Source organism: uncultured Coprobacter sp. (genome assembly GCF_947855755.1).
Lineage (GTDB): Bacteria > Bacteroidota > Bacteroidia > Bacteroidales > Coprobacteraceae > Coprobacter.
Map to the genome: position 1 here is coordinate 16,866 of NZ_CANUAR010000004.1, position 21,241 is coordinate 38,106.

Here is a 21,241-nt window from a genome sequence, read left to right on the forward strand (position 1 = left end):
ATGTAAATAGCTAACTTATGAAAGCAGTATTTATAGCCTTTGATCAGGCTCATTTAGAGATGATTCAGAGTATTTTAGATCATCATAATTGTCGAGGGTTTTCATATTGGGAAAATATTCAGGGGAGAGGCTCTGTAAAAGGTGAACCACATTATGGTAGTCATGCTTGGCCGAGTATGAATTCTGCGATATTGACCATGGTCGAAGACCGGCAAGTCGACGGATTATTGAAACTTCTCAATAACTTAGATAAACAAAAGGAAGCTTTAGGGCTTAGGGCTTTTGTCTGGAATATAGAACAAAGTATATAAACAAGTTATGGCCGAAAAAGCAAATGTTATTGTCAAATTTATGTTGAGTGCTCGAAAAAGGAGAGGTATCTATTTTTTTTCGACCACTATATTTATTATTACAATATTTTTATTTTTCTTATCTGTTATTTTATATGGGCAGCATTTGCCGGGACGTCGTTTAGCGTTGCTATTCGCATTGATGGGAATCTTGCTATTCTTTTTTTCTTTATGGGCTATTTATAGTTTACGGAAAGATGGATATGTAGGGATGATTATATCGGATGAGGGAATTACTGATCTTTCTACCGGTTATAGGATTGGCACGGTACTCTGGAATGATGTGACGAAAATTAAGGTTATGGATGATCTTGAAAATCTGAATTATAAATATGTCGTTTTGGTAGTCAAAAATCCCAATCAATATATAATGCAAGAACCCACAGCAATAAAAAAACGATCTTTAATGCTGAAGCTACATCAATATGGCTCTCCTATATGTCTTTCGATACGGGCACTGGATTGTTCTTTTGAGGAATTGTATGCGGTAGTAACATCTCGATATCAGGCTATAAGAGGAGTGAATGCGGTCATTGTATCGGATTGATTACGAATCAAATAAAAAAGGCAGGATTTTAAATCCTGCTTTTTTTATAAGGGAAGTTCTTCACATTCTTTTATCCATATTGTACTGTTTGCATCACTCGGCATTTTCCAGTCACCTCTGGGCGAAAGGCTCACCGAACCGACTTTTGGACCGTCGGGAAGGCATGAGCGTTTAAACTGTTGGTTGAAAAAACGTTTAAAAAAGATTGTTAACCATTTTTGTATCGTACTTGTATCATACTTTCCTTCGAAAGCTTGTCGGGCTAAGAAGTAAATTTTGGCGGGACGGAATCCGAACCGTAAAAAATAATATAAAAAGAAATCATGCAATTCATAAGGTCCTACCAAATCTTCGGTTTTTTGTTTGATATTGCCGTGCTCATCTCCCGGAATTAATTCCGGACTAATAGGAGTATTGACGATGTCTAATAATGTATGTTTCGCTTCGGCAGATATTTCTTGAGATGCAGCCCATTCGACAAGATAACGCACAAGAGTTTTAGGAATACTTCCGTTTACTCCATACATCGACATGTGGTCTCCATTATATGTAGCCCATCCTAAGGCCAATTCGGATAAATCTCCTGTACCGATAACCAATCCGTTATTTTGATTGGCGACATCCATAAGAATTTGAGTCCTTTCTCTTGCTTGAGAGTTTTCATAAGTAATATCATGAATATTAATATCATGATTTATATCTTTAAAATGTTGTATGCATGCCTCTTTGATGCTGATTTCCCGTATTGTCACGCCGAGCAGTTTCATTAGTTCTTTAGCATTATGGTAGGTTCGGTCGGTAGTACCGAAACCGGGCATGGTAACACCGATGATTTGTTCGCGGTTTAGTTTTAGTCGGTCGAATGTTTTTACACAAACTAAAAGTGCGAGTGTCGAATCAAGTCCTCCCGATATACCGATAACTGCACATTGTGCGTGTGTATGGATAATACGTTTTGCTAAACCGGTTATTTGTATATTGAAAATTTCTTCGCACCGATCAAACAAAAGTTTATTTTCGGACGGGATGAAAGGATGAGGTGTTATGGTTCTTTTCAATTCTGTTAATTCGTATGTCGGAAGATGGAAATCTATACTCCGGTATTTTTCTGTAGAATACATCGAGCAACTATTATACCCTGAATTTATTCTTCGGTCAAAAAGTAAACGGTCTATATCGATTTCTGAAATAATTAACTGTTTTTCAGAAATAAACCTCTGACCTTCAGCGAGAATTGTTCCGTTTTCTGCAATTATTCCATTTCCTGCAAAAATGAGATCAGTCGATGACTCTCCGCTTCCGGCAGATGCATATATATAAGCGGCATTACAACGAGCTGATTGCTGTCGTATAAGTTCTTCTCTGTAAATTTGTTTCCCGATTAATTCATTGCTGGCCGATAAGTTTAACAATATATTAGCTCCATTTAAAGCCTGTAATGAACTGGGAGGAACAGTAACCCACAAATCCTCACAAATCTCTGTACCGATAACGACTTGATCTGACCGGAACAATAAATCCGTACCGAACGGAACTTCTTGTCCACAAAAATTTATTGAGGTTTGTCGGTTATCCATAGAAGACGAAAACCATCGCTTCTCATAAAACTCTTTGTAATTAGGTAAAAATGTTTTCGGAATGATCCCCAATATTTTCCCTTCTTGGAATACGATAGCTGCATTGAATATTTGATTACCGTTGGTGACAGGAGCACCGACAACACACAAAAGCTTTTCATCACTTGTTTTGTCGATTAGTTTCTTTAAAGCTTTTTCTGCGCTTTCTATTAATAACTGTTGAGTGAATAGATCTCCACAGGTGTAAGAAGTAATACATAATTCCGGGAAAACGATTATTTCTATATGTTTTTGTCCGGCTTCTCGTATTAATTTTTCAATTTCAATTGTATTGTAAATGCAGTCAGCGACTTTTGTTTTTGGAATAGCTGCTGCAACTTTTACGAATCCGTTGGTCATGATTTGCTCGAATTAGGGTTATTTTTGCAAAAGTATGAATTTTATGTAGCCTATGGCGGTTTGGAATAAAAAAATATTTCGCAGATTTTTATCTTGAAATATGAATATGTACTTTTGTAAAAAACAAAATATATACAAATGAAAAAAGTCATTTATGTAGCACTTCTGTGCTTTTGTGCTCAATCAGGCTTTTCAGCACATACGTTTGATTTAAAGTCTATCGTATCCGGAGAATATCAAACGAAGCGAGTTCCTGCATTTTTACCTATGAATGACGGAGAACACTATACTCAAAGATCGAAAGATAAAACCATGATTATAAAGTATAGTTATAAAACCGGACAGGCTGTGGACACATTATTTAATGTAGCTTCGGCAAGAGAATGTCCTTTCAAAACTTTTGACGGCTATTCAATGAGTGCAGATGAAAAAAAGATATTGTTATATGCCGATGCAGAGCCTGTTTATCGCCGTTCTTTCAAGGCTGTATATTATACCTTTGAAATAAGAAGGAATTTGGTAAAGCCTCTTTCTGATAAACCGGGAAAGCAACAGATTGCGACATTCTCACCTAATGGAAGAATGGTTGCATTTGTGAGAGATAATAATATTTATTTGAAAAAGTTGGACTATGGAACTGAGTCTGCAATTACTTCTGATGGAGTAAAGAATAAAATATTGAACGGAATTCCTGATTGGGTTTATGAAGAAGAGTTTTCTGTTGTCAGCACTTTGTCGTGGTCTCCCGATAACACTACATTAGCATTTGTAAAGACAGATGAAACGGATGTTCCGGAATATTCAATACAGATGTTTGAAGGGGAATGTCCGAGTCTGACTCCTTATGCGTATTATCCCGGAGAATTTGTGTATAAATACCCGGTTGCCGGAACAAAAAATAGTAAAGTCGCTGTTTTTACTTATACAGTAGAGACTCGTGCAGTAAAAAAAATGAATGTACCTGTTGATGAAGACAGTTATATACCGCGTATTCGGTTTACGCAAAATCCGGATCAATTGGCCGTGATGACCCTTAATAGGAATCAAAATGACTTTAGAATGTTTCTGACAAACCCGAAATCAGGAGTGAGTAAATTATTGATTCAGGATAAAAATGAAACATGGATAGATCCGGATATTATGGATTACATTACTTTTTATCCTTCCGGTTTTATTTTTGCATCAGAAAAAAGCGGATTCAGACATCTTTATCATTACAATATGTCAGGTACTCTTATTCGACAAGTTACCCGAGGAAATTGGGACGTGACAGCATATTACGGACAAGATGCCAAGGGGTATTATTATTATGAATCTGCTGCTGAAAGTCCTTTATGTAGAGCTGTTTATCGTGTTGACAACAAAGGAAATATTGTAAAAATATCAACACAAAAGGGGTATAATCAAGCCCATTTTAATCCGGCCTGCACCTATTTTGTAAATGAATATAGCAATGCGGTAACTCCGCCGGTTGTGACAGTACATAATTCTCAAGGTAAACAATTGCGTATTATCGAAGAAAATTCAAAATTGAAAAATCTGCCATTTTCTCGGAAAGAATTTTTTACTTTTAAGAATGAGTCGGGAGAAATATTAAATGGTTATATAATGAAACCGGATAATTTTATCTCCGGGAAAAAATATCCTGTTGTGATGGTGCAATATAGCGGACCGGGTTCTCAAATGGTTTTAGATAAGTGGGCTGCTATAGACTGGACTCAATATTTAACGGATAACGGTTATATTGTTGCATGTGTGGACGGTAGAGGTACAGGGGGTAGAGGTACAGCTTTTTCTCGCGCTATATATTGTAAAATGGGAATTTTAGAAGCTCAAGATCAGATAGCAGCAGCCCGTTATTTGGGATCGTTGGGATATGTAGACTCAAGTAATATTGCTATCTGGGGCTGGAGCTTCGGCGGATATACGACATTGATGTCAATGTCGATGAGTTCAGGAGTGTTTAAGTCGGGAATAGCTATTGCTCCGGTAACCGATTGGCGTTATTATGATACGGTATATACTGAACGTTATATGCGTACTCCTCAAGAGAATAACGATGGCTATATACAGACTTCTCCATTAAAAAAAGCCGCAGATCTTGATGGGAAGTTATTGATTATTTCCGGTACTGCGGATGACAATGTTCATTATCTTAATACATTGCAATATAGCGAAGCTTTGGTACAAGCAAATAAGCAGTTCGAAATGCAGATTTATACAAACCGTAACCATAGTATTTACGGGTGCAATACCCGATATCATCTTTATACTCGGGTATATGATTTTTTGCAAAGAAATTTAAAATAAGAACAAGACTATAAATAAAAAGAACAGACTGAGTGCATAATTATTCAGCCTGTTCTTTTGTTATTATATTATACAAAAAATAAAGTTGTTCGCTATTTTGTTTAAATCTGGATATTAGTATTTTAGAAGATCAAATGTTAATCTGCTGGATTATGTTGCATATTACATAAAAATACTGCATCTTAGCTTCGAGTTTAGCCTATAAGGATGTATAACAATTATGCTTCTTCTTCCTTGATTAGGTTAGGGGAAATAAAATTCTTCATTCACCGTAAAAGTGCTATTCTACATGTTAACTTGATAGGAATGACTTAGAGAAAGGTTGTTTAATAAATAATTTTATTGCCAGAGTAAATAAAAAGACTATACTTGAATATTTAAAGTTTCGTCTGTATTACTGGGAATGTAAATTTTTTTTGAGCTCTCTGATAGTTGAAATATGAAACAAGAAAAATTGTTTAAGCATAGATATTTTTATTTGCAGTCGGCAGGTCTTTTACCTCTTTTTCTGGTATCGTTAACCAATAATCATTTGACAGAAATTAATACAGTAAAACTGGCATTGTTTATAGGTTTGATTTGTCTGTGTATCGAAATTTTTTACCGGATATTTTATCGTCGATTTTTGCTTATGTTCGGAGTTTCAACTCTTACGTTGATCCAATTCGCTTCTTTGAAATTGCTTTTTTACAATTCTTTATTTCTTATTTCCAATACTGTTTTTCTAGGCATATTGCTTTTTATTAATATTTTGATCGTTCGAGGATTACATAGGGTTTTATTTCATAGGCATTCTCGTGGTTATTCACGTAAAGATCGTGTGGTGATGGCCAATATAATGCATGAATTTATGTATATGTCACGATTATTGCTGTATGTATTGAGTTTTTATTTGGCTGTTACGATTATGTTCAATACTTATTCTCGTAGTATGTATCCGGATATATACGTTTTCTTGAATTATCGTTTGAACCTTATTTTGATGGTGTTTTATTTTGTTTACGAATGTATCCGGATTATTTTGTTGAATAAAATGCTTTCTAAAGAAACGTGGTTACCGATTATTAATGAATCTTTATCTGTTATCGGAAGAGTAGAAAAACACGAGAGTTTCCGTCGTGGGAATCATTATCTCCATCCGCATTTGCGTGTCATCATTATGTGTGGTAATAGAATATATTTGCAACCGGGTCAAATAAAGGGAAGTTTATCGGGACTTCATTTGGATACTCCGGTATCTGAAGATTTGCGTTATGGAGAAACGCCTGATAATGTGTTGAAAATGGCTACGGAAAAATATATATCTGTAGAAAACCGAAATGCCCCGCGTAGAATATTGACATCGAAGTTTAAAACCGATATCATGAATCGTGTAATTATGTTATATGTTTTGAATGTTTCCGATGAGTCGTATGTCATTAATAAACCTCGTGGAGGAAAGTTTTGGACATCCGATCAGATTGATGCAGAATTGGGAAAAGGTGTGTTTAGTACCTGTTTTGAACAAGAGTATGAGTTTTTGAAGAATACGATTTTGCTCGCATGGGAATATACTGAGAAGGAAAAATGAAATATATGTTTGATTTAATAACGATATTAGGACCTACGGCTTCTGGGAAGACTTCTTTGGCTGTTGCTTTGGCTGCTGATTTAAATACGGAAATTATAAGTGCGGATTCCCGTCAGATTTATAAGCGCATGGACATCGGTACGGGAAAAGATTTGGAAGAGTATAAATATGAAGATAAAGAAATCCCGTATCATTTGATTGATATTTGTGAACCGGGATATAAATATAATCTTTATGAATATCAAAGAGACTTTAATGTAGTTTTTCAGGATTTGAGGACGAGAAAAAAATTTCCTATATTATGTGGGGGAACAGGTCTTTATATAGAGACTGTCTTAAAAGGTTATAGTATGCCTCAGGTTCCTGAAAATAAAGAACTTCGTGAGAAGTTGAAAGACAAGACATTGACAGAGTTGACATCTATATTGAAAACTTATAAGACTTTGCATAATACTACGGATGTAGATAGTTGTAAGCGGGCTGTAAGAGCTATAGAAATAGCCGAATTTTATAGGAATCAGCAACCGGAGGAGAGAAAAAACAAGCCATTGAACAGTTTTATCGTAGGAGTCGATATAGAAAGGGAAGCCCGTCGGAGAAAGATTTCTGAACGTTTACAGATGAGACTTGATTCGGGAATGGTGGATGAAGTAAGAGCTTTATTAAAAGAAGGAATTTCTCCGGATGATCTTATTTATTATGGCCTTGAATATAAATATCTGACAGAATATTTGATAGGGAGACTTTCTTATGACGAAATGGTGAGTAAATTAGAAATAGCTATTCATCAATTTGCGAAAAGACAAATGACATGGTTTCGAGGAATGGAACGGAGGGGGTTTTCTATTTTTTGGTTAGATGCATTTTTACCTTTGGAAGAAAAAATCATAAAAATTAAAGAACAGCTGAAAAAATAGATACAGGGATATCCGGGCTATTCAGTAAAGAGAATGGAAAGTCAATCAAATGTTTAAGATGTCCCTGTACCTTTATATATGGTATTTATGGCTGTAAAACATTCCTATTTATAAATATGTTCGTCTGTATAAGACAGTTTTTGCCATAAAAAATATTATTTTTGCATCCGTTTGGATATAAATAAAATACAAATGGAAAATTGCATGAAGAAGGTATTTTTGTTTGTGATTTTTTTGAATAGTTTCACAAGTGCTTATACTACAAATTTCTTGACTACAGACAGTGCGCAAAATGTTCCCGTCAGATATTTGATTTCAAGGAAAACGCCGGAAAAGATAAATCGTATAACAGAAGCCAAATGGTTTCAGATGACCTATATTTCTGTTCCTTTAATTGTTACCGGCTCTTTGGTAGAAATGAAAAAAGAGCCTTTTAGGAGCTTAAGAAATGAATATGTCCCGTCATTTCATCATGGATATGATGATTATTTGCAGTATGTTCCTATATTTGCATTGGTCGGAATGAAAGCTGCTGGAGTTGAAAGTCGCAGCTCATGGGGAAGAATGTTGACTTCAGACGCTTTCTCTGCAGCTCTTATGGCAACGACTGTGAATGTTATGAAACTTGTTATAGATTCTCGGAGACCTGACGGAACGGCTTTGAATTCTTTCCCTTCTGGGCATTCAGCAACGGCATTTATGGCTGCGACAATGTTTCATAAAGAATATGGCGTGCGTAGTCCGTGGTACAGCATAGGAGCGTATACGGTGGCTACTGCAACCTCAGTTTCCCGATTATTGAATAATAGACATTGGGTATCTGATGTAATGGTAGGTGCGGGAATCGGAATTCTATCTACTGAATTAGGTTATTATTTCGCAGATTTAATATTTGGCAAGAAAGGACTTAGACACCCTCAATATGATTTTGATGTTACATATTCCGATATATCCTCTTTTTTAGGATTATATATGGGTTTTACAATGATGCCGCGCCATATATCTCTTTCTCCGGAGATAAATTTCAATACCTCTACGGGAAGTACCGTAGGTGTGGAAGGCGCTTATTATATAACACCGTATGTGGGGGTCGGAGCTGAATTATTGGCAAGTAGTGTCCCTATGAAAATACAGGGCGGATTGTCTGTGCCTTCTGATGCTCGTTTAGAATCTGGAGCATTCAATACGATTACGACATCTTTGGGCGCATATTTTTCGTTACCGATTTCCAAACGCTGGTATTTAGGAAGTAAATTGTTGGCTGGGTATGGAAATTTTCAGGGAAATGGTGTCGATGTGGTACAGAATGATCCGGAAACGGGTACGGAAGTAAGATCGGATTTTTTGAAAATGAAACATGCTAATTTTTTTAATGCCGGGACGGGTATCTCCTTAGCGTTTTGGGCAAAAAAGAATCTTCTTGCCAAAGGCTTTTTAGATTATAAAGTTGCACCGGTAAATATTCAATATTATGAGGCTTCAGAATCTCGTCCTTATCAAGAATCTCGCCAAACATTGCATTCACTTACTTTAGGAGCATCTGTAAATATTGTATGGTAAGGCAGTAATATTTTTTACTGAAGAAAGTGAACCTTTGAGGATTGTTTGAATTAAAAAGAGTTGATTGATAGATAAAAATTGAGATTTTATATGATCTCAATTTTTGCACATCTTATGTCAATATATATACCTTATTGTATTATTCGATTGCTATTTTTGATTTATGAATTTAAATCGAAATAGCATGAAAAATTTTTTATCTTTATTATTGGGAGGACTACTGTTGGTGCAGTTCGGTGTTGCACAGGTAGACTCGACATCTCCTGTATGTGTTGTTAATGATGATTTTTCAAGTTGGACAACGGAAGATCAGACACCGTCTAAATCTACAACTCAAAGAAAGAAGCCTGTATGTATTGATGGAATAGTTCAGGATTATGACTATTTTTATTGTGGTATTACTCAAGTTGCTTCAGGTAGACTTACTTTGGATAAATTTTCTAATGGAGCATATTTTCAGTTGCCGGAGTTTCAAATACAGACTATTCAGCTTGATGCGACTTGTCCTGCCGATAAAGATATGCGCCAAATTGTTGTACAGCAATTGGTAAATAATGTGTGGCAGACAGTTGAAGGAGGCACTAAGGATTGTAATGGAACAGTGACATTCGTGATTAATGCTTCTGAAGCCGTTTCGGTTCGTTTTATTAATCCTAACAATGGAGGGATATATATTCAGAACCTGAGAGTAATGGCAGGAGCTCCTATTCCTCAAGCTGAGATAAAGAGTTTTTCTTTTAGAGAACAAACGTGTCCGGCTGTGATTGATAATGAAGCCGCAACGGTGCATGTTACAGTACCTTGTGCTGTAGATCGAACGAATCTTATACCTGAATATACAGTTTCTTCAGGTGCAAGTATTGTATGTAACAATGATGACCCTTATGATTTTAGCCATAATATGATATATACGGTGACAAATGGAAATCTGAGTAAGAATTGGACTGTGATTATAGATTGTGAAGATGTTGAGGTCTATTACAGTTTGACGCCAGAAGTTGAAGGTTTTGGACAGGTCAAGCTGTTTCCTTCCGGAGGTAAATATGAAGCAGGAACAGTTGTCACGGTAATAGCAGAGCCATTTTTTAATTCTGTTTTTTCCGGTTGGTCGGGAGATTTGTCTGGAACAAATTTGACAGAAAAAGTTATTATGGATGCGTCGAAAAGTATAAAAGCTGTGTTCTCCGGAGGAGAAATGGATCTTGATTTTGAAAAATGTATAGGTTTTGCATCAGTTCCTAATAGTGACTATCCTGAAGGAACTGTCGGGGGTAAAAGTGGTATTACTGTTTATATAAAGAATATGGAAGAGCTATCTAATTTTTTGTTAGATAGAATGTATCGTTGGAAAGGGAAAAAAATTACAGATGCAAAGACTAATTGGGGAACTTTCTTATGGGAGAATCCGCAATATCAACCTTATATTCTTATATTAGCACCGGGAACATATTCCAATGATGGAGGAAATCCGGAGTCTTTACGTAATGATATGCTTGATGTAAAAGAACATAGTTCTATAACGATTCAAGGAAGTAGAGATGTCAAATTCTTAGGAGTAGGCATACAAATAAATAAGGCCCAAAATATAGTTGTCAGAAATATAACGTTCGAATGTATCCCTGCTCCGGGTGATGGAATTAATGTAGATAATGGTCAGCATATATGGATTGATCATTGTACATTTTGGGATGGTCCGGGACGAACTTCCTATCAAGAATTGGATGGGGCGGTAGATATTAAAAATGGTTCTAATTATTGTACGGTTTCATTTTGTAAGTTTATGATCCATCGTAAAACGTGTCTTTTGGGTCATACCGATAAAAGTAGTGTAGATGTCAATAAATTGAAAACAACTTATTATATGAACTTTTGGGATGCTACTTTTTCACGCCATCCGAGGGTTCGTTATGCAGATTGTCATATTTTGAACAATTATTATAATAACGTAGGATTAGGTATTGAAGCTCATCCGAAAGAAGGTTGCGGTACAGGTGCGGCCGCTTGTTGCGATGCGCAATTGTATATTGAAAATAACTTTTATCAAGATACCCGTTGGCCGATGTTCGTAGCCTATGATGTTGCTAAATGGAAAGAAGTCTACGGTACGTCATTAGATTCTCCTTCAGGAAATATTCCGGGTGCAATAGTCCATACGGGAAATGTATATGATGATACAAACCTGACAAAATCTTTGGAAGGTATTGTGAATGACGAGATGCTTAATCCGAGTAAGAAATCGATAAAATTCGATGGTTATACTCCGGAATCGAAGCCCGAAACTTTTACTTTTAATCCTTCGGATATATATTCTTATTATCCATATCCTGCAGATGTCGTGCCTCAATTGACAACAAAATATTCCGGAGCAGATAAGATCAAATTTCCTGATTATGTATCGGCAGTGAACAGGGTAACTTTAGGTAATACTTCTTTACAAATATATCCTTCTCCGGCTACGGATTATATTCAAGTTGTTGTCCCTTTTAGCGGATTGTATGAGGTGCGTATTCTCTCGGTTTCTGGAATGTGCTTATATCAAAAAAGGTATGGCGAAAGTACGATACAGATTGATTTAAGCAGTGCGGGGATTATGCCGGGATGTTATTGGATACAGATCATTTCGAAAAATATGAGATATCAGAAAAAGTTTCTTGTAAAATAATTGAGGGTTCAATAGAGCTTGAAAATATCCGGAGCGTATGATGTTACCTCTGGATATTTTCATTCAAAAAATAAAATCGATCGAACGTTTTTTCTATTTTTCTTGTTTAATAAGAAAAATAGAAGACTATGTATAGACTTATATTATTACGACACGGAGAAAGTGTCTGGAATAGTGAGAACCGATTTACCGGGTGGATGGATGTCGATTTATCTCCTAAAGGAGAAAAAGAAGCAGAAATGGCAGGCTCTTTATTGAAAAGATATAATATTTTGTATGATTTGTGTTATACATCTTTTCTAAAACGAGCTATCAAAACTCAATTTATTGTTGCAGAGAAGGTTGATCGATTGTGGATTCCGGTTGTTAAATCATGGCGATTGAATGAGCGACATTATGGTGCTTTACAGGGATTGAATAAAAAGGAGACTGCTCTGGAATATGGAGATGAACAGGTAAAAACATGGCGAAGAAGTTTTGATGTACGTCCTCCGCAAATCAGTTTAGAAGATCCTCGTTTCCCCGGTTTTGATCCTCGATATGCTCAATTAGATCCGGCAATTTTACCGCAAGGGGAGTCATTAGAAGATACTGTTGCAAGAGTTCTCCCTTATTGGCAAGTTGAGATTGCTCCGCAGATAGCAGAAGGAAAAACTATATTGATAGCTGCACATGGTAATAGTTTAAGGGCTTTGATTATGTATCTTGAGGAATTGAGTCCGGAGAAGATCGTAGGAGTAGAGATACCTACGGGAACGCCGTTAATATATGAATTGGATAAACAGTTAAAACCTGTTACTCATTATTATTTGGAATGAGCGATAATCTTTTTACCTTTGTTTGGTAGTAACAAGAAAGATCATGAAGGTAAATAAGACTAATGCAGCCCGTTTGCTGGATAAGGCAAAGATCGTTTATGAGTTGATTCCGTATCAAGTGGATGAGTCTGATCTGGCGGCTACGCATGTCGCCGAACAGTTGGGCGAGAACATAGAACAGGTTTTTAAAACATTGGTTTTGCGAGGAGATAAATCAGGTGTGTTTGTCTGCGTCATTCCGGGTAATATGGAGGTAGATTTGAAAGCTGCGGCGAAAATATCCGGAAATAAAAGTGCCGAAATGATCGCTATGAAAGAACTCCTGCCCGTTACCGGGTATATCAGGGGCGGTTGTTCACCGATAGGAATGAAAAAGCATTTTCCGACATATTTTCATGAAACATGCCTTGATTTCCCTTATATATATGTAAGTGCGGGAGTGAGAGGAATACAGATTAAAATCAATCCTGCAGATTTGATAAAATTTGTTTCTGCAAAAGTCGGTGAGATTGCAATGTAAAAAAAATTTACAGTAGAGAGCCGAGATTCATTATTCCGGCTTTTTGCTGTAATATTTACAGTATTCTCTTATACCACATTCAAGACATTTCGGTTTTCTGGCAGTACAAACATATCTGCCATGCAATATGAGCCAATGATGAGCGATTGGCAGTAAATGCCCCGGAATATGTTTTACTAATATCCTTTCTGTTTCAAGAGGCGTTTTGGAGTTATCTGTAAGTCCTATTCGGTTCGAGACGCGGAAGACATGTGTATCTACGGCCATAGCCTCTTTATTGAATACGACCGATGCGATTACGTTTGCGGTTTTTCGGCCTACTCCCGGCAATTTTTGTAATTCATCTACATCAGAAGGAATGATTCCGTTAAATTCACTAAGTAATTTCTTTGCCATTCCGACCAAATGTTTTGCTTTATTATTGGGATATGATACGCTCTTGATATATTCATATACAACTTCAGGAGTTGTCGCCGCTAATGCTTCGGGCGTAGGGAAAGCCTGGAATAAAGGCGGAGTGATTATGTTTACCCGTTTATCGGTACATTGAGCGGAGAGGATAACGGCAATTAGTAATTGAAACGGATCTTTGTAATGAAGTTCCGTTTCGGCAACGGGAACATTTTTTGAGAACCACTCGATGATTTTGTCGTAACGTTCTTGTTTTCTCATTCTGTATAAATATAAAAGGTACAAAGTCTATGTGGAAAAACTTTGCACCTTGTTTGGGTTCGTTTTGATCTTAATGAGCAGATTCGAATTCTTCTAAAAAGCGTTGATCGTTTTCAGAGAACATTCGAAGGTCTTTTACTTGATATTTTAAATTTGTAATGCGTTCTATCCCCATTCCAAGTGCATATCCTGTATAAGTCTTACTATCTATGCCGCATGCTTCCAATACGTTCGGATCTACCATTCCGCAACCTAATATTTCGACCCATCCGGTATGTTTACAGAATGAACATCCTTTTCCTCCGCATAAGTTACAAGATATATCCATTTCTGCAGACGGTTCGGTAAAAGGGAAGTATGAAGGTCGCAAACGAATTTTCGTATCGGGACCGAACATTTCCTTTGCAAAAAACAGCAATGCTTGTTTCAAATCTGCAAAAGAAACGTTCTTATCTACATAAAGGGCTTCTACTTGATGAAAGAAACAATGAGCTCTGGCGGAGATCGCTTCATTCCGATATACACGTCCCGGACAGATAATGCGAATCGGTGGTTGAGAATGCTCCATTACCCGAGTCTGTACGGAAGATGTGTGGGTACGAAGTAAAATATCCGGACTACGTTGAATAAAAAACGTATCTTGCATGTCTCTTGCCGGATGATCTTCTGCAAAATTCAATGATGAAAATACATGCCAGTCGTCTTCAATCTCAGGACCTTCCGCAATGGAAAAACCTAAACGTCCGAAAATTTCGCATATTTCGTTTTTTACAAGAGAAATCGGATGACGAGTTCCTACATTAACAGGATAGGCTGTGCGTGTAAGATCTATCAGGTTATTCTCTTGTGCGCTGCTATCAAGGTTTTCTTTTAATTCATTAATACGATTGAGAGCTTTCTCTTTCAGTTCGTTCAGAAGTTTGCCGACTTCTTTTTTGTTTTCGGCAGCAACATTCCTAAAATCATTAAAAAGAAGAGATATTTCTCCTTTTTTACTTAAATATTTTATACGTAAAGCCTCTATTTCGTCTGCCTTGGATGCTTTTAATGCGTCTATTTCTGCTTTAAGTCGATTTATTTTATCAATCATGATTTTGCTATTTTCCTGTTTTAGCTGCAAATTTAATAATTAATAGTGACTTAAAAAGTCGTTTGGGAGGTAAATATTTTATAAATCAAAAAAAACAGTTACGTTTGTACATTGCATTTCGAAATTCGGATATATGGATTTATCAGAAATAACGCTTCGTGTGAAGCGATTTATCGATTCAAGAATACATCTTGATAAAACTATGCCTGTTCTTATCGGTCTTAGCGGAGGGGCTGATTCAGTTGCTTTATCGGATATTTTAGTTACATTAGGTTATCGATGTATTGCTTGCCATTGTAATTTTCAGTTACGAGGAGAGGAGGCGGAAAGAGATATGGAGTTTGCCCGGAATATAGCACAGACATTGAATATTCCTTTTCGCAGCATACGTTTCGATACGGAATTATATGCTTCAAAAAAACATATATCCATTGAAATGGCATGTAGAGAGTTGCGTTATGAATGGTTTGAAAGGCAGCGTAAGGAAATCGGTGCAGGGGCGATTGCTATTGCTCATCATAGAGATGATTCGGTCGAAACTGTTCTTTTAAATTTGATTAGGGGTACGGGAATATCCGGGCTTACGGGAATTCGTCCTGTTAACGGGTATGTCGTGAGACCGTTATTGTGTTTAAGTCGCAAGGATATTGAATCATATTTATCGTTACGGGGAATGCCTTATGTTACGGATCGGACAAACAGAGAAGACATTTATATACGAAATAAAATTCGTTTACAAGTTTTACCTTTATTGGAAAGTATAAATCCGTCTGTTTATGAAACGGTAGAACGTACGGCTTCAAATTTATATGAAACAGAACAATTGTATCGCTCTGCCATAAGTTCATTTATAGACAAAATAACGGAACAGAAAGATGATGAATTGTATATTGATATCTCAAAGTTGCTTGATTCTCCAGCTCCTCGTACGTTATTATTTGAAATTTTGAAACCTTTTGGATTTTTACCTATTCAATTAAACGAAGTTTTGAAAATGGCTTCTGGTATATCGGGAAAATATATTTTATCGGGAACTCACATTTTGTTAAAGGATCGAGGATTTTTTATTGTAAAAGAAAAAGACGTTTGCAAAAATGATGTTGTCGTTATTTCTGAAAATGTTTTGAAAATATCTTATCCGGTAAAATTAGAGATTTCCCGGATAAATAGAACTTCTGAATATGAAATTCCCAAAGATGCATGTATTGCGGTATTTGATGCGGATAAGGTCGGTTTTCCGTTAATGATCAGATGTTGGAAAGGAGGAGATCGTTTTATTCCGTTCGGAATGAAAGGCAGCCGTAAACTGAGTGATTATTTCAGGGATAAGAAATTTACATTATACCAAAAGCAAAAAGCCTATGTCCTGCTTTCGAAAAATGAAATTATTTGGGTAATAGGGGAAAGAACTTCCGATAAATTCAGAGTTGACGAAAAAACAACTCGCATTTTGGAAATAAAATGTGAAAAATAATTAATACGAAAACTTATTGTTAACCATTTTTGTTGTATTTCCAAAAAACAAGTGTACATTTGTAGCGAAATAAAAGAGGGTTATATGCTCTCTATCTCAAATTATTTCCGAACAAATTCCAATTTAATATTATTTTATTATAGTTTTTGCCTTACTTTTTTAAGGCGATGATTTTGATTAATGTAGTTAACTCTATCACACCAATATAGATTCATGTATAACATTCTGGAACTAAAAGATAAGTCTTTGGAAGACTTGAAGGTAATAGCCCAAGAAATGGGTATAAAAAAAATTGATGCTTCTGAAAAAGATGATTTGGTATATAAAATATTAGATCAGCAAGCAATCGATATAGCAGGTAAAAAAGTTGCAGCTCAAGCAGAAACAAATGCTGCAAAGAAAAAAAAGACCACGACTAAGGCAGCAAAGCCTAAAACAGCTGTCAAAAAAACAGAGACAGAAGCGACCGTAGCTGTAACGATCTCTACCGAACAAGAACCTGTCGTAGAAAAAAAGACGACAAAAGGGCGTAAGCCGAAAGCTGAGAAAACAGTTGAGGCTACTGTCGAAAACAATAATAAGTCGGATATTTCAGAGCCGGTTGCGGTAGAAGAAACAATACAAAAAGAACCTGAACCTCTCAAAACGAAAAAAGCAAAATTTTCACATCCGGCTTTGAAAGAGCAGGTGGAACTGCCTGTTGTTGAAAATAATGAAGTTCCGGTTGTTGAGAAAACCGTTGAAACGGAAAATAATGAAAAGCCAAAGACTCGGAGAATTTTTAAAAAAGAAATATCCGAGCAACAGCAAGAAGGTGTTTTGAAAGAAGAAAAAAAAGAATCTGCTTCTGAATTTTCAAAACCTACAGACAAATCGGCAGCAGAAGTTCCGGTAAAGGAAAAAGTTCAGTATGAAATGCCTTTACCGATACAATCCGAAACCCATTTGGAATCATTTTTCCCCCGAAGTGAAAGACAACGTTTCGTACCGCGCAATCAGCAACAACGCTATTCAAATAATAATAATTCAAATAATCAGAGTAAGGATATACAGCAAACTGCACAGCAGCCTGAACGTGTTAATAACGAAGTTAAGGTTGCAGAAAAGCCTTATGAATTTGAAGGTATACTTACAGGAAACGGAGTTCTTGAGATGATGCCTGACGGGTATGGCTTTTTGCGTTCTTCTGATTATAATTATTTGACGTCTCCTGATGATATATATGTTTCTCAATCCCAAATTAAGCTTTTTGGTTTGAAAACAGGTGATGTGGTAGAAGGGCCGATTCGCCCACCGAAAGAAGGAGAAAAATATTTTCCGTTGGTTAAAGTAGAGAAAATTAATGGCCGTACTCCGGAATATGTTCGTGATCGGGTTCCATTCGACCATTTGACACCTTTGTTTCCTGAAGAGAAATTTAAACTGACCACCGGTCGTTCAAATGATATTTCGGCAAGAGTCGTAGATATGTTTTCCCCGATAGGTAAGGGACAACGCGGGCTGATTGTCGCTCAACCGAAAACAGGAAAGACCATGCTTCTGAAAGATATAGCCAATGCTATTGCAGAAAATCATCCGGAAGTATTTATGATTATATTGCTGATCGATGAACGCCCTGAAGAAGTAACCGATATGGCCCGCAGCGTGAAAGCAGAAGTAATATCTTCGACATTTGACGAACCGGCCGAGAGACATGTAAAAGTCGCCAGTATAGTTTTAGAAAAAGCAAAACGTATGGTAGAATGCGGTCATGATGTTGTTATTCTTTTAGATTCTATTACTCGTCTTGCTCGTGCTTATAATACGGTTTCTCCTGCATCTGGGAAAGTTCTCTCCGGCGGTGTGGATGCAAATGCGTTACATAAGCCGAAAAGATTTTTTGGAGCAGCCCGTAACATTGAAAACGGGGGAAGTCTCACGATTATAGCGACAGCTCTTACCGATACCGGTTCTAAAATGGATGATGTGATCTTTGAAGAATTTAAAGGAACGGGAAATATGGAATTGCAATTAGATCGTAAGCTTTCTAATAAGCGTATTTTTCCGGCTGTCGATATTACGGCTTCGAGTACTCGTAGAGATGATTTGCTTCTTGATAAAGATACGTTGAACCGGATGTGGATATTAAGAAAATATTTGTCGGATATGAATTCTATTGAAGCGATGGAATTTATTAAGGATAGAATGGAAAAGACATCTTCGAATGAAGAATTATTATTGTCTATGAATGACTAATGTACTTTCTGTAAAAAAATAAAAGATGACTTGTGGAGTTCTTCACAGGTCATTTTTTATATCTTTATTTTCTTATCTTTGAAAGTTATGCGAAAGAACCGTTCATATTGTAGATTTCAGATTATTATATTGTCTATGATTTTATTGAGCAGTTGTCATACGATAAACCGGACGACAACTACTTCCGATTTGGCTATATTCAAATCGTTGGGGGTAGAACTTAATAGGAGTGATTTTATTCCACTATACAAAGAAGCGGCATCATGGATAGGAACTCCGTATAAATACGGTGGAAACACTCGCTCAGGGGTTGATTGTTCGGGTCTTACCTGTATTATTTATCGTACGGTTTATGGCATTTTTTTAGACCGATCATCCGAAAATATTTATAAAAATTGTATTCATCTTTCTAAGAAGCATTTAAAAGAAGGTGATTTGGTCTTTTTCTCGACAGGAAGAAAACAAAAGATAAATCATGTCGGCATTTATTTGAAAAATGGATATTTTATTCACTCTTCAACATCTAAAGGTGTTGTGATCAGTCACTTAAAAGAGTCTTATTATGCCGATAACTGGAAGGGTGGAGGAAGGATAAAAAAATAATGTCTATCTTTTTGAAGAGAGACATTATTTTTTAAATCTGTTTTCGTACTTAAGCCAGTCGTATGAATTTTCCGACAAAAAATACGACCAGGTCATTTTTGTGTTTTCTTCCGGTCTGTTTTCCCGTTTTCACTTGTCAGATAGCCTGCTATCATCCTCGTAAAGACAATAAAAACATCTTCGAAAGAAAATCTCAAAACTGACTCGAGTAAAATTTAGAAAGGCTTTTACAGTTTCACAAGTTTATTATGTCTTTTAAATTATTTAAGTTTATAGTAATTGACCAGTTCCGTTATACCATAAATAATTGCACATATACCGAACATGATCAAGATCGCATCTTGAGTTTCGAAAGGATTCAAGACGGTTATAATTCCGGCAATAAGAATTAATATAGGGGTGATATAGTAATATAAACTTATCGGTATATTGCGTTGTATATTAACCAGCGATATAATTTGAGTTATACTTCCTAAAATGAGAAGGAATCCGAGGCAGTACATAAAAAATGCCGTGAAAAATTCAGGAATCAATGCCATACATAAACCTAATAATATACTGCCGATACTTTCTATCAAAATATAAGAAGGTAATTTCATCCCTTCCTTAGACTTGCGTATCCAATAATTGATTAATGTAACGATTCCCGGTATGATAAAAAGGATACCGATAATTATGATAATCATGTTCGGGGCAAGTCTTGGCCATTTGATTAATACGATTCCTATTACGATAGCAACAATACTTCTAACGATTGTATTTTTTAATTTGTACATAGCTTGAATATCTTTTATTATTCAGACAAAGATAACATAAAATTTGTTCTATATTCTGTTTGTTTTGGTCTGAAATAACAGATTTTTTAGTATTTAAAACCCTTGTTGGGAATTATAGTTTTTACAGATTGGATTTAAATGGTTACATTTGTATAGTAAATGATATAATTTGTTTTATTTATCTATGGGCACTCGAAAACGTCTGTTGGCTATTATAAATCCGATATCAGGAACTCACTCAAAAGTGAATATTCCTGAAACTATAAAAGCGACATTGGATGACAGCATATTTGATATTCAGATCAAATTTACCGAATATGCCGGACATGCCACTGTTTTGACGAAAGAGGCTGTAACTGAAAAAACAGATTATGTGCTTTCTGTAGGTGGAGACGGTACTTGTAATGAAATAGCAAAAGCTCTTATCCATTCCGATACGGCTTTAGGAATTATTCCTATCGGATCGGGTAACGGTTTGGCACGTCATTTAGGAATTCCTATCGATGTCGTACGTGCATTGAAGATTGTCAATGAAAATAGAATTGTAGCTTTGGATTACTGTAAAGCTAATGATAAAGTATTTTTCTGTACTTGTGGTGTCGGTTTCGATGCTTGGGTAAGTATGAAGTTTGCGGAAGATAAGCATAGGGGAGGACTTACCTATTTGAGAAAAGCTGTTACTGAGTATATGAAATATAAAACCGAGACTTATCGTTTGGAAAGTAAAGACGGATCGGTTAAAGAAAAAGCATTTTTAATAGCATGCGGCAATGCTTCCCAATATGGGAATAACGCATATATCGCTCCACGTGCCAATATGCAGGATGGGAAGTTGGATGTTACGATCATACGACCCTTTACTCCGTTTGATATAGGACCGTTAGCAGTTCAATTGTTTACGAAGCTTATAGACCGGAATAGTAATATTAAAACGTTCGAAACAGAGTCTATATCTATCATTCGGGAAAAACCGGGAATCATGCATATAGATGGAGAACCGATAATGATGGATGCCCGTATAGATGTGAGCTGTATTCCGGGAGGATTGAAAGCCCTTGTTCCGGAAGAGAATAATAAAAAATCACTGATAGAGCCTATACAATCTGTATTCTGGGATGTTGTCGATACGATAAAGACGGAGTTGAATATTTAGACAGCCTC

17 protein-coding genes are annotated in these 21,241 nt (G+C 36.2%); 13 read left to right on the top strand and 4 right to left on the bottom strand.

Features of this window, described 5'->3' with window-relative positions; genetic code table 11:
• The first annotated feature begins 17 nt into the window (after nucleotides 1-17).
• Nucleotides 18-311 carry a PG0541 family transporter-associated protein gene (locus Q0093_RS03735; RefSeq protein ID WP_122304509.1) on the top strand — a complete coding sequence of 98 codons (294 nt, stop codon included), beginning with the start codon at nucleotides 18-20 and terminating at the stop codon, nucleotides 309-311.
• A 7-nt stretch (nucleotides 312-318) separates the two neighbouring features.
• A complete protein-coding gene (locus Q0093_RS03740; RefSeq protein WP_297928486.1) occupies nucleotides 319-897 on the top strand; it encodes an STM3941 family protein in 579 nt (192 codons plus the stop codon).
• A gap of 44 nt (nucleotides 898-941) precedes the next feature.
• Here the strand turns inward: Q0093_RS03740 and Q0093_RS03745 are convergent, their stop codons facing one another.
• Nucleotides 942-2,873: an NAD(+) synthase gene (locus Q0093_RS03745; RefSeq protein WP_297928487.1), complete on the bottom strand. Its 1,932-nt coding sequence runs from the start codon at nucleotides 2,871-2,873 to the stop codon at nucleotides 942-944.
• A gap of 138 nt (nucleotides 2,874-3,011) precedes the next feature.
• Here Q0093_RS03745 and Q0093_RS03750 point away from each other — a divergent pair, with 138 nt between their 5' ends.
• The 7 genes from Q0093_RS03750 (at nucleotide 3,012) to ybaK (ending at nucleotide 13,230) form a co-directional block, all read left to right on the top strand.
• Complete coding sequence (locus tag Q0093_RS03750) at nucleotides 3,012-5,183, top strand: S9 family peptidase (RefSeq protein ID WP_297928488.1); 2,172 nt, start codon at nucleotides 3,012-3,014, stop codon at nucleotides 5,181-5,183.
• Nucleotides 5,184-5,622: 439 nt separating this feature from the next.
• A complete protein-coding gene (locus tag Q0093_RS03755) occupies nucleotides 5,623-6,753 on the top strand; it encodes a hypothetical protein (protein ID WP_297928489.1) in 1,131 nt (376 codons plus the stop codon).
• A complete protein-coding gene (gene miaA / locus Q0093_RS03760; RefSeq protein WP_294177526.1) occupies nucleotides 6,750-7,670 on the top strand; it encodes a tRNA (adenosine(37)-N6)-dimethylallyltransferase MiaA in 921 nt (306 codons plus the stop codon). The genes Q0093_RS03755 and miaA overlap by 4 nt, the downstream gene beginning before the upstream one ends.
• 204 nt (nucleotides 7,671-7,874) lie before the next feature.
• Nucleotides 7,875-9,230, top strand: coding sequence for a phosphatase PAP2 family protein (locus Q0093_RS03765; protein ID WP_297928490.1), 1,356 nt, complete (start codon nucleotides 7,875-7,877; stop codon nucleotides 9,228-9,230).
• 184 nt (nucleotides 9,231-9,414) lie between these two features.
• On the top strand, nucleotides 9,415-11,892 hold the full coding sequence (locus tag Q0093_RS03770; protein ID WP_297928491.1) for a T9SS type A sorting domain-containing protein: 2,478 nt from the start codon (nucleotides 9,415-9,417) through the stop codon (nucleotides 11,890-11,892).
• Nucleotides 11,893-12,020: 128 nt separating this feature from the next.
• Nucleotides 12,021-12,710, top strand: coding sequence for a 2,3-diphosphoglycerate-dependent phosphoglycerate mutase (gene gpmA / locus Q0093_RS03775; RefSeq protein WP_297928492.1), 690 nt, complete (start codon nucleotides 12,021-12,023; stop codon nucleotides 12,708-12,710).
• Nucleotides 12,711-12,753: 43 nt separating this feature from the next.
• Nucleotides 12,754-13,230: a Cys-tRNA(Pro) deacylase gene (gene ybaK / locus Q0093_RS03780; RefSeq protein ID WP_297928493.1), complete on the top strand. Its 477-nt coding sequence runs from the start codon at nucleotides 12,754-12,756 to the stop codon at nucleotides 13,228-13,230.
• A 30-nt stretch (nucleotides 13,231-13,260) separates the two neighbouring features.
• On the opposite strand, the gene nth is transcribed toward ybaK, so the two are convergent.
• Complete coding sequence (gene nth / locus Q0093_RS03785) at nucleotides 13,261-13,902, bottom strand: endonuclease III (protein WP_294177520.1); 642 nt, start codon at nucleotides 13,900-13,902, stop codon at nucleotides 13,261-13,263.
• Nucleotides 13,903-13,972: 70 nt separating this feature from the next.
• Nucleotides 13,973-14,992, bottom strand: coding sequence for a phenylalanine--tRNA ligase subunit alpha (gene pheS / locus Q0093_RS03790; RefSeq protein ID WP_294177519.1), 1,020 nt, complete (start codon nucleotides 14,990-14,992; stop codon nucleotides 13,973-13,975).
• Between the two features lie 133 nt (nucleotides 14,993-15,125).
• Between pheS and tilS the strand changes: the two genes are divergently transcribed.
• The 3 genes from tilS to Q0093_RS03805 all read left to right on the top strand — a co-directional run bounded on the left by tilS (nucleotide 15,126) and on the right by Q0093_RS03805 (nucleotide 19,304).
• A complete protein-coding gene (tilS, locus tag Q0093_RS03795; RefSeq protein WP_297928494.1) occupies nucleotides 15,126-16,466 on the top strand; it encodes a tRNA lysidine(34) synthetase TilS in 1,341 nt (446 codons plus the stop codon).
• 213 nt (nucleotides 16,467-16,679) lie between these two features.
• A complete protein-coding gene (rho, locus tag Q0093_RS03800) occupies nucleotides 16,680-18,701 on the top strand; it encodes a transcription termination factor Rho (protein ID WP_297928495.1) in 2,022 nt (673 codons plus the stop codon).
• A gap of 135 nt (nucleotides 18,702-18,836) precedes the next feature.
• On the top strand, nucleotides 18,837-19,304 hold the full coding sequence (locus tag Q0093_RS03805) for a C40 family peptidase (protein WP_297928496.1): 468 nt from the start codon (nucleotides 18,837-18,839) through the stop codon (nucleotides 19,302-19,304).
• Nucleotides 19,305-19,564: 260 nt separating this feature from the next.
• On the opposite strand, the gene Q0093_RS03810 is transcribed toward Q0093_RS03805, so the two are convergent.
• Nucleotides 19,565-20,080 (bottom strand): HdeD family acid-resistance protein, encoded by a 516-nt coding sequence (locus tag Q0093_RS03810; protein ID WP_294177515.1) that lies wholly within the window; start codon nucleotides 20,078-20,080, stop codon nucleotides 19,565-19,567.
• Nucleotides 20,081-20,264: 184 nt separating this feature from the next.
• Here Q0093_RS03810 and Q0093_RS03815 point away from each other — a divergent pair, with 184 nt between their 5' ends.
• On the top strand, nucleotides 20,265-21,233 hold the full coding sequence (locus tag Q0093_RS03815) for a diacylglycerol kinase family protein (RefSeq protein ID WP_294177514.1): 969 nt from the start codon (nucleotides 20,265-20,267) through the stop codon (nucleotides 21,231-21,233).
• Nucleotides 21,234-21,241: the final 8 nt, after the last annotated feature.

Bases quoted from the DNA above. Each gene is read 5' to 3' on its own strand.
- Q0093_RS03735 (WP_122304509.1), top strand. From the start codon at position 18: ATGAAAGCAGTATTTATAGCCTTTGATCAGGCTCATTTAGAGATGATT.
- Q0093_RS03740 (WP_297928486.1), top strand. From the start codon at position 319: ATGGCCGAAAAAGCAAATGTTATTGTCAAATTTATGTTGAGTGCTCGA.
- Q0093_RS03745 (WP_297928487.1), bottom strand. From the start codon at position 2,873: ATGACCAACGGATTCGTAAAAGTTGCAGCAGCTATTCCAAAAACAAAA.
- Q0093_RS03750 (WP_297928488.1), top strand. From the start codon at position 3,012: ATGAAAAAAGTCATTTATGTAGCACTTCTGTGCTTTTGTGCTCAATCA.
- Q0093_RS03755 (WP_297928489.1), top strand. From the start codon at position 5,623: ATGAAACAAGAAAAATTGTTTAAGCATAGATATTTTTATTTGCAGTCG.
- miaA (WP_294177526.1), top strand. From the start codon at position 6,750: ATGAAATATATGTTTGATTTAATAACGATATTAGGACCTACGGCTTCT.
- Q0093_RS03765 (WP_297928490.1), top strand. From the start codon at position 7,875: ATGAAGAAGGTATTTTTGTTTGTGATTTTTTTGAATAGTTTCACAAGT.
- Q0093_RS03770 (WP_297928491.1), top strand. From the start codon at position 9,415: ATGAAAAATTTTTTATCTTTATTATTGGGAGGACTACTGTTGGTGCAG.
- gpmA (WP_297928492.1), top strand. From the start codon at position 12,021: ATGTATAGACTTATATTATTACGACACGGAGAAAGTGTCTGGAATAGT.
- ybaK (WP_297928493.1), top strand. From the start codon at position 12,754: ATGAAGGTAAATAAGACTAATGCAGCCCGTTTGCTGGATAAGGCAAAG.
- nth (WP_294177520.1), bottom strand. From the start codon at position 13,902: ATGAGAAAACAAGAACGTTACGACAAAATCATCGAGTGGTTCTCAAAA.
- pheS (WP_294177519.1), bottom strand. From the start codon at position 14,992: ATGATTGATAAAATAAATCGACTTAAAGCAGAAATAGACGCATTAAAA.
- tilS (WP_297928494.1), top strand. From the start codon at position 15,126: ATGGATTTATCAGAAATAACGCTTCGTGTGAAGCGATTTATCGATTCA.
- rho (WP_297928495.1), top strand. From the start codon at position 16,680: ATGTATAACATTCTGGAACTAAAAGATAAGTCTTTGGAAGACTTGAAG.
- Q0093_RS03805 (WP_297928496.1), top strand. From the start codon at position 18,837: ATGATTTTATTGAGCAGTTGTCATACGATAAACCGGACGACAACTACT.
- Q0093_RS03810 (WP_294177515.1), bottom strand. From the start codon at position 20,080: ATGTACAAATTAAAAAATACAATCGTTAGAAGTATTGTTGCTATCGTA.
- Q0093_RS03815 (WP_294177514.1), top strand. From the start codon at position 20,265: ATGGGCACTCGAAAACGTCTGTTGGCTATTATAAATCCGATATCAGGA.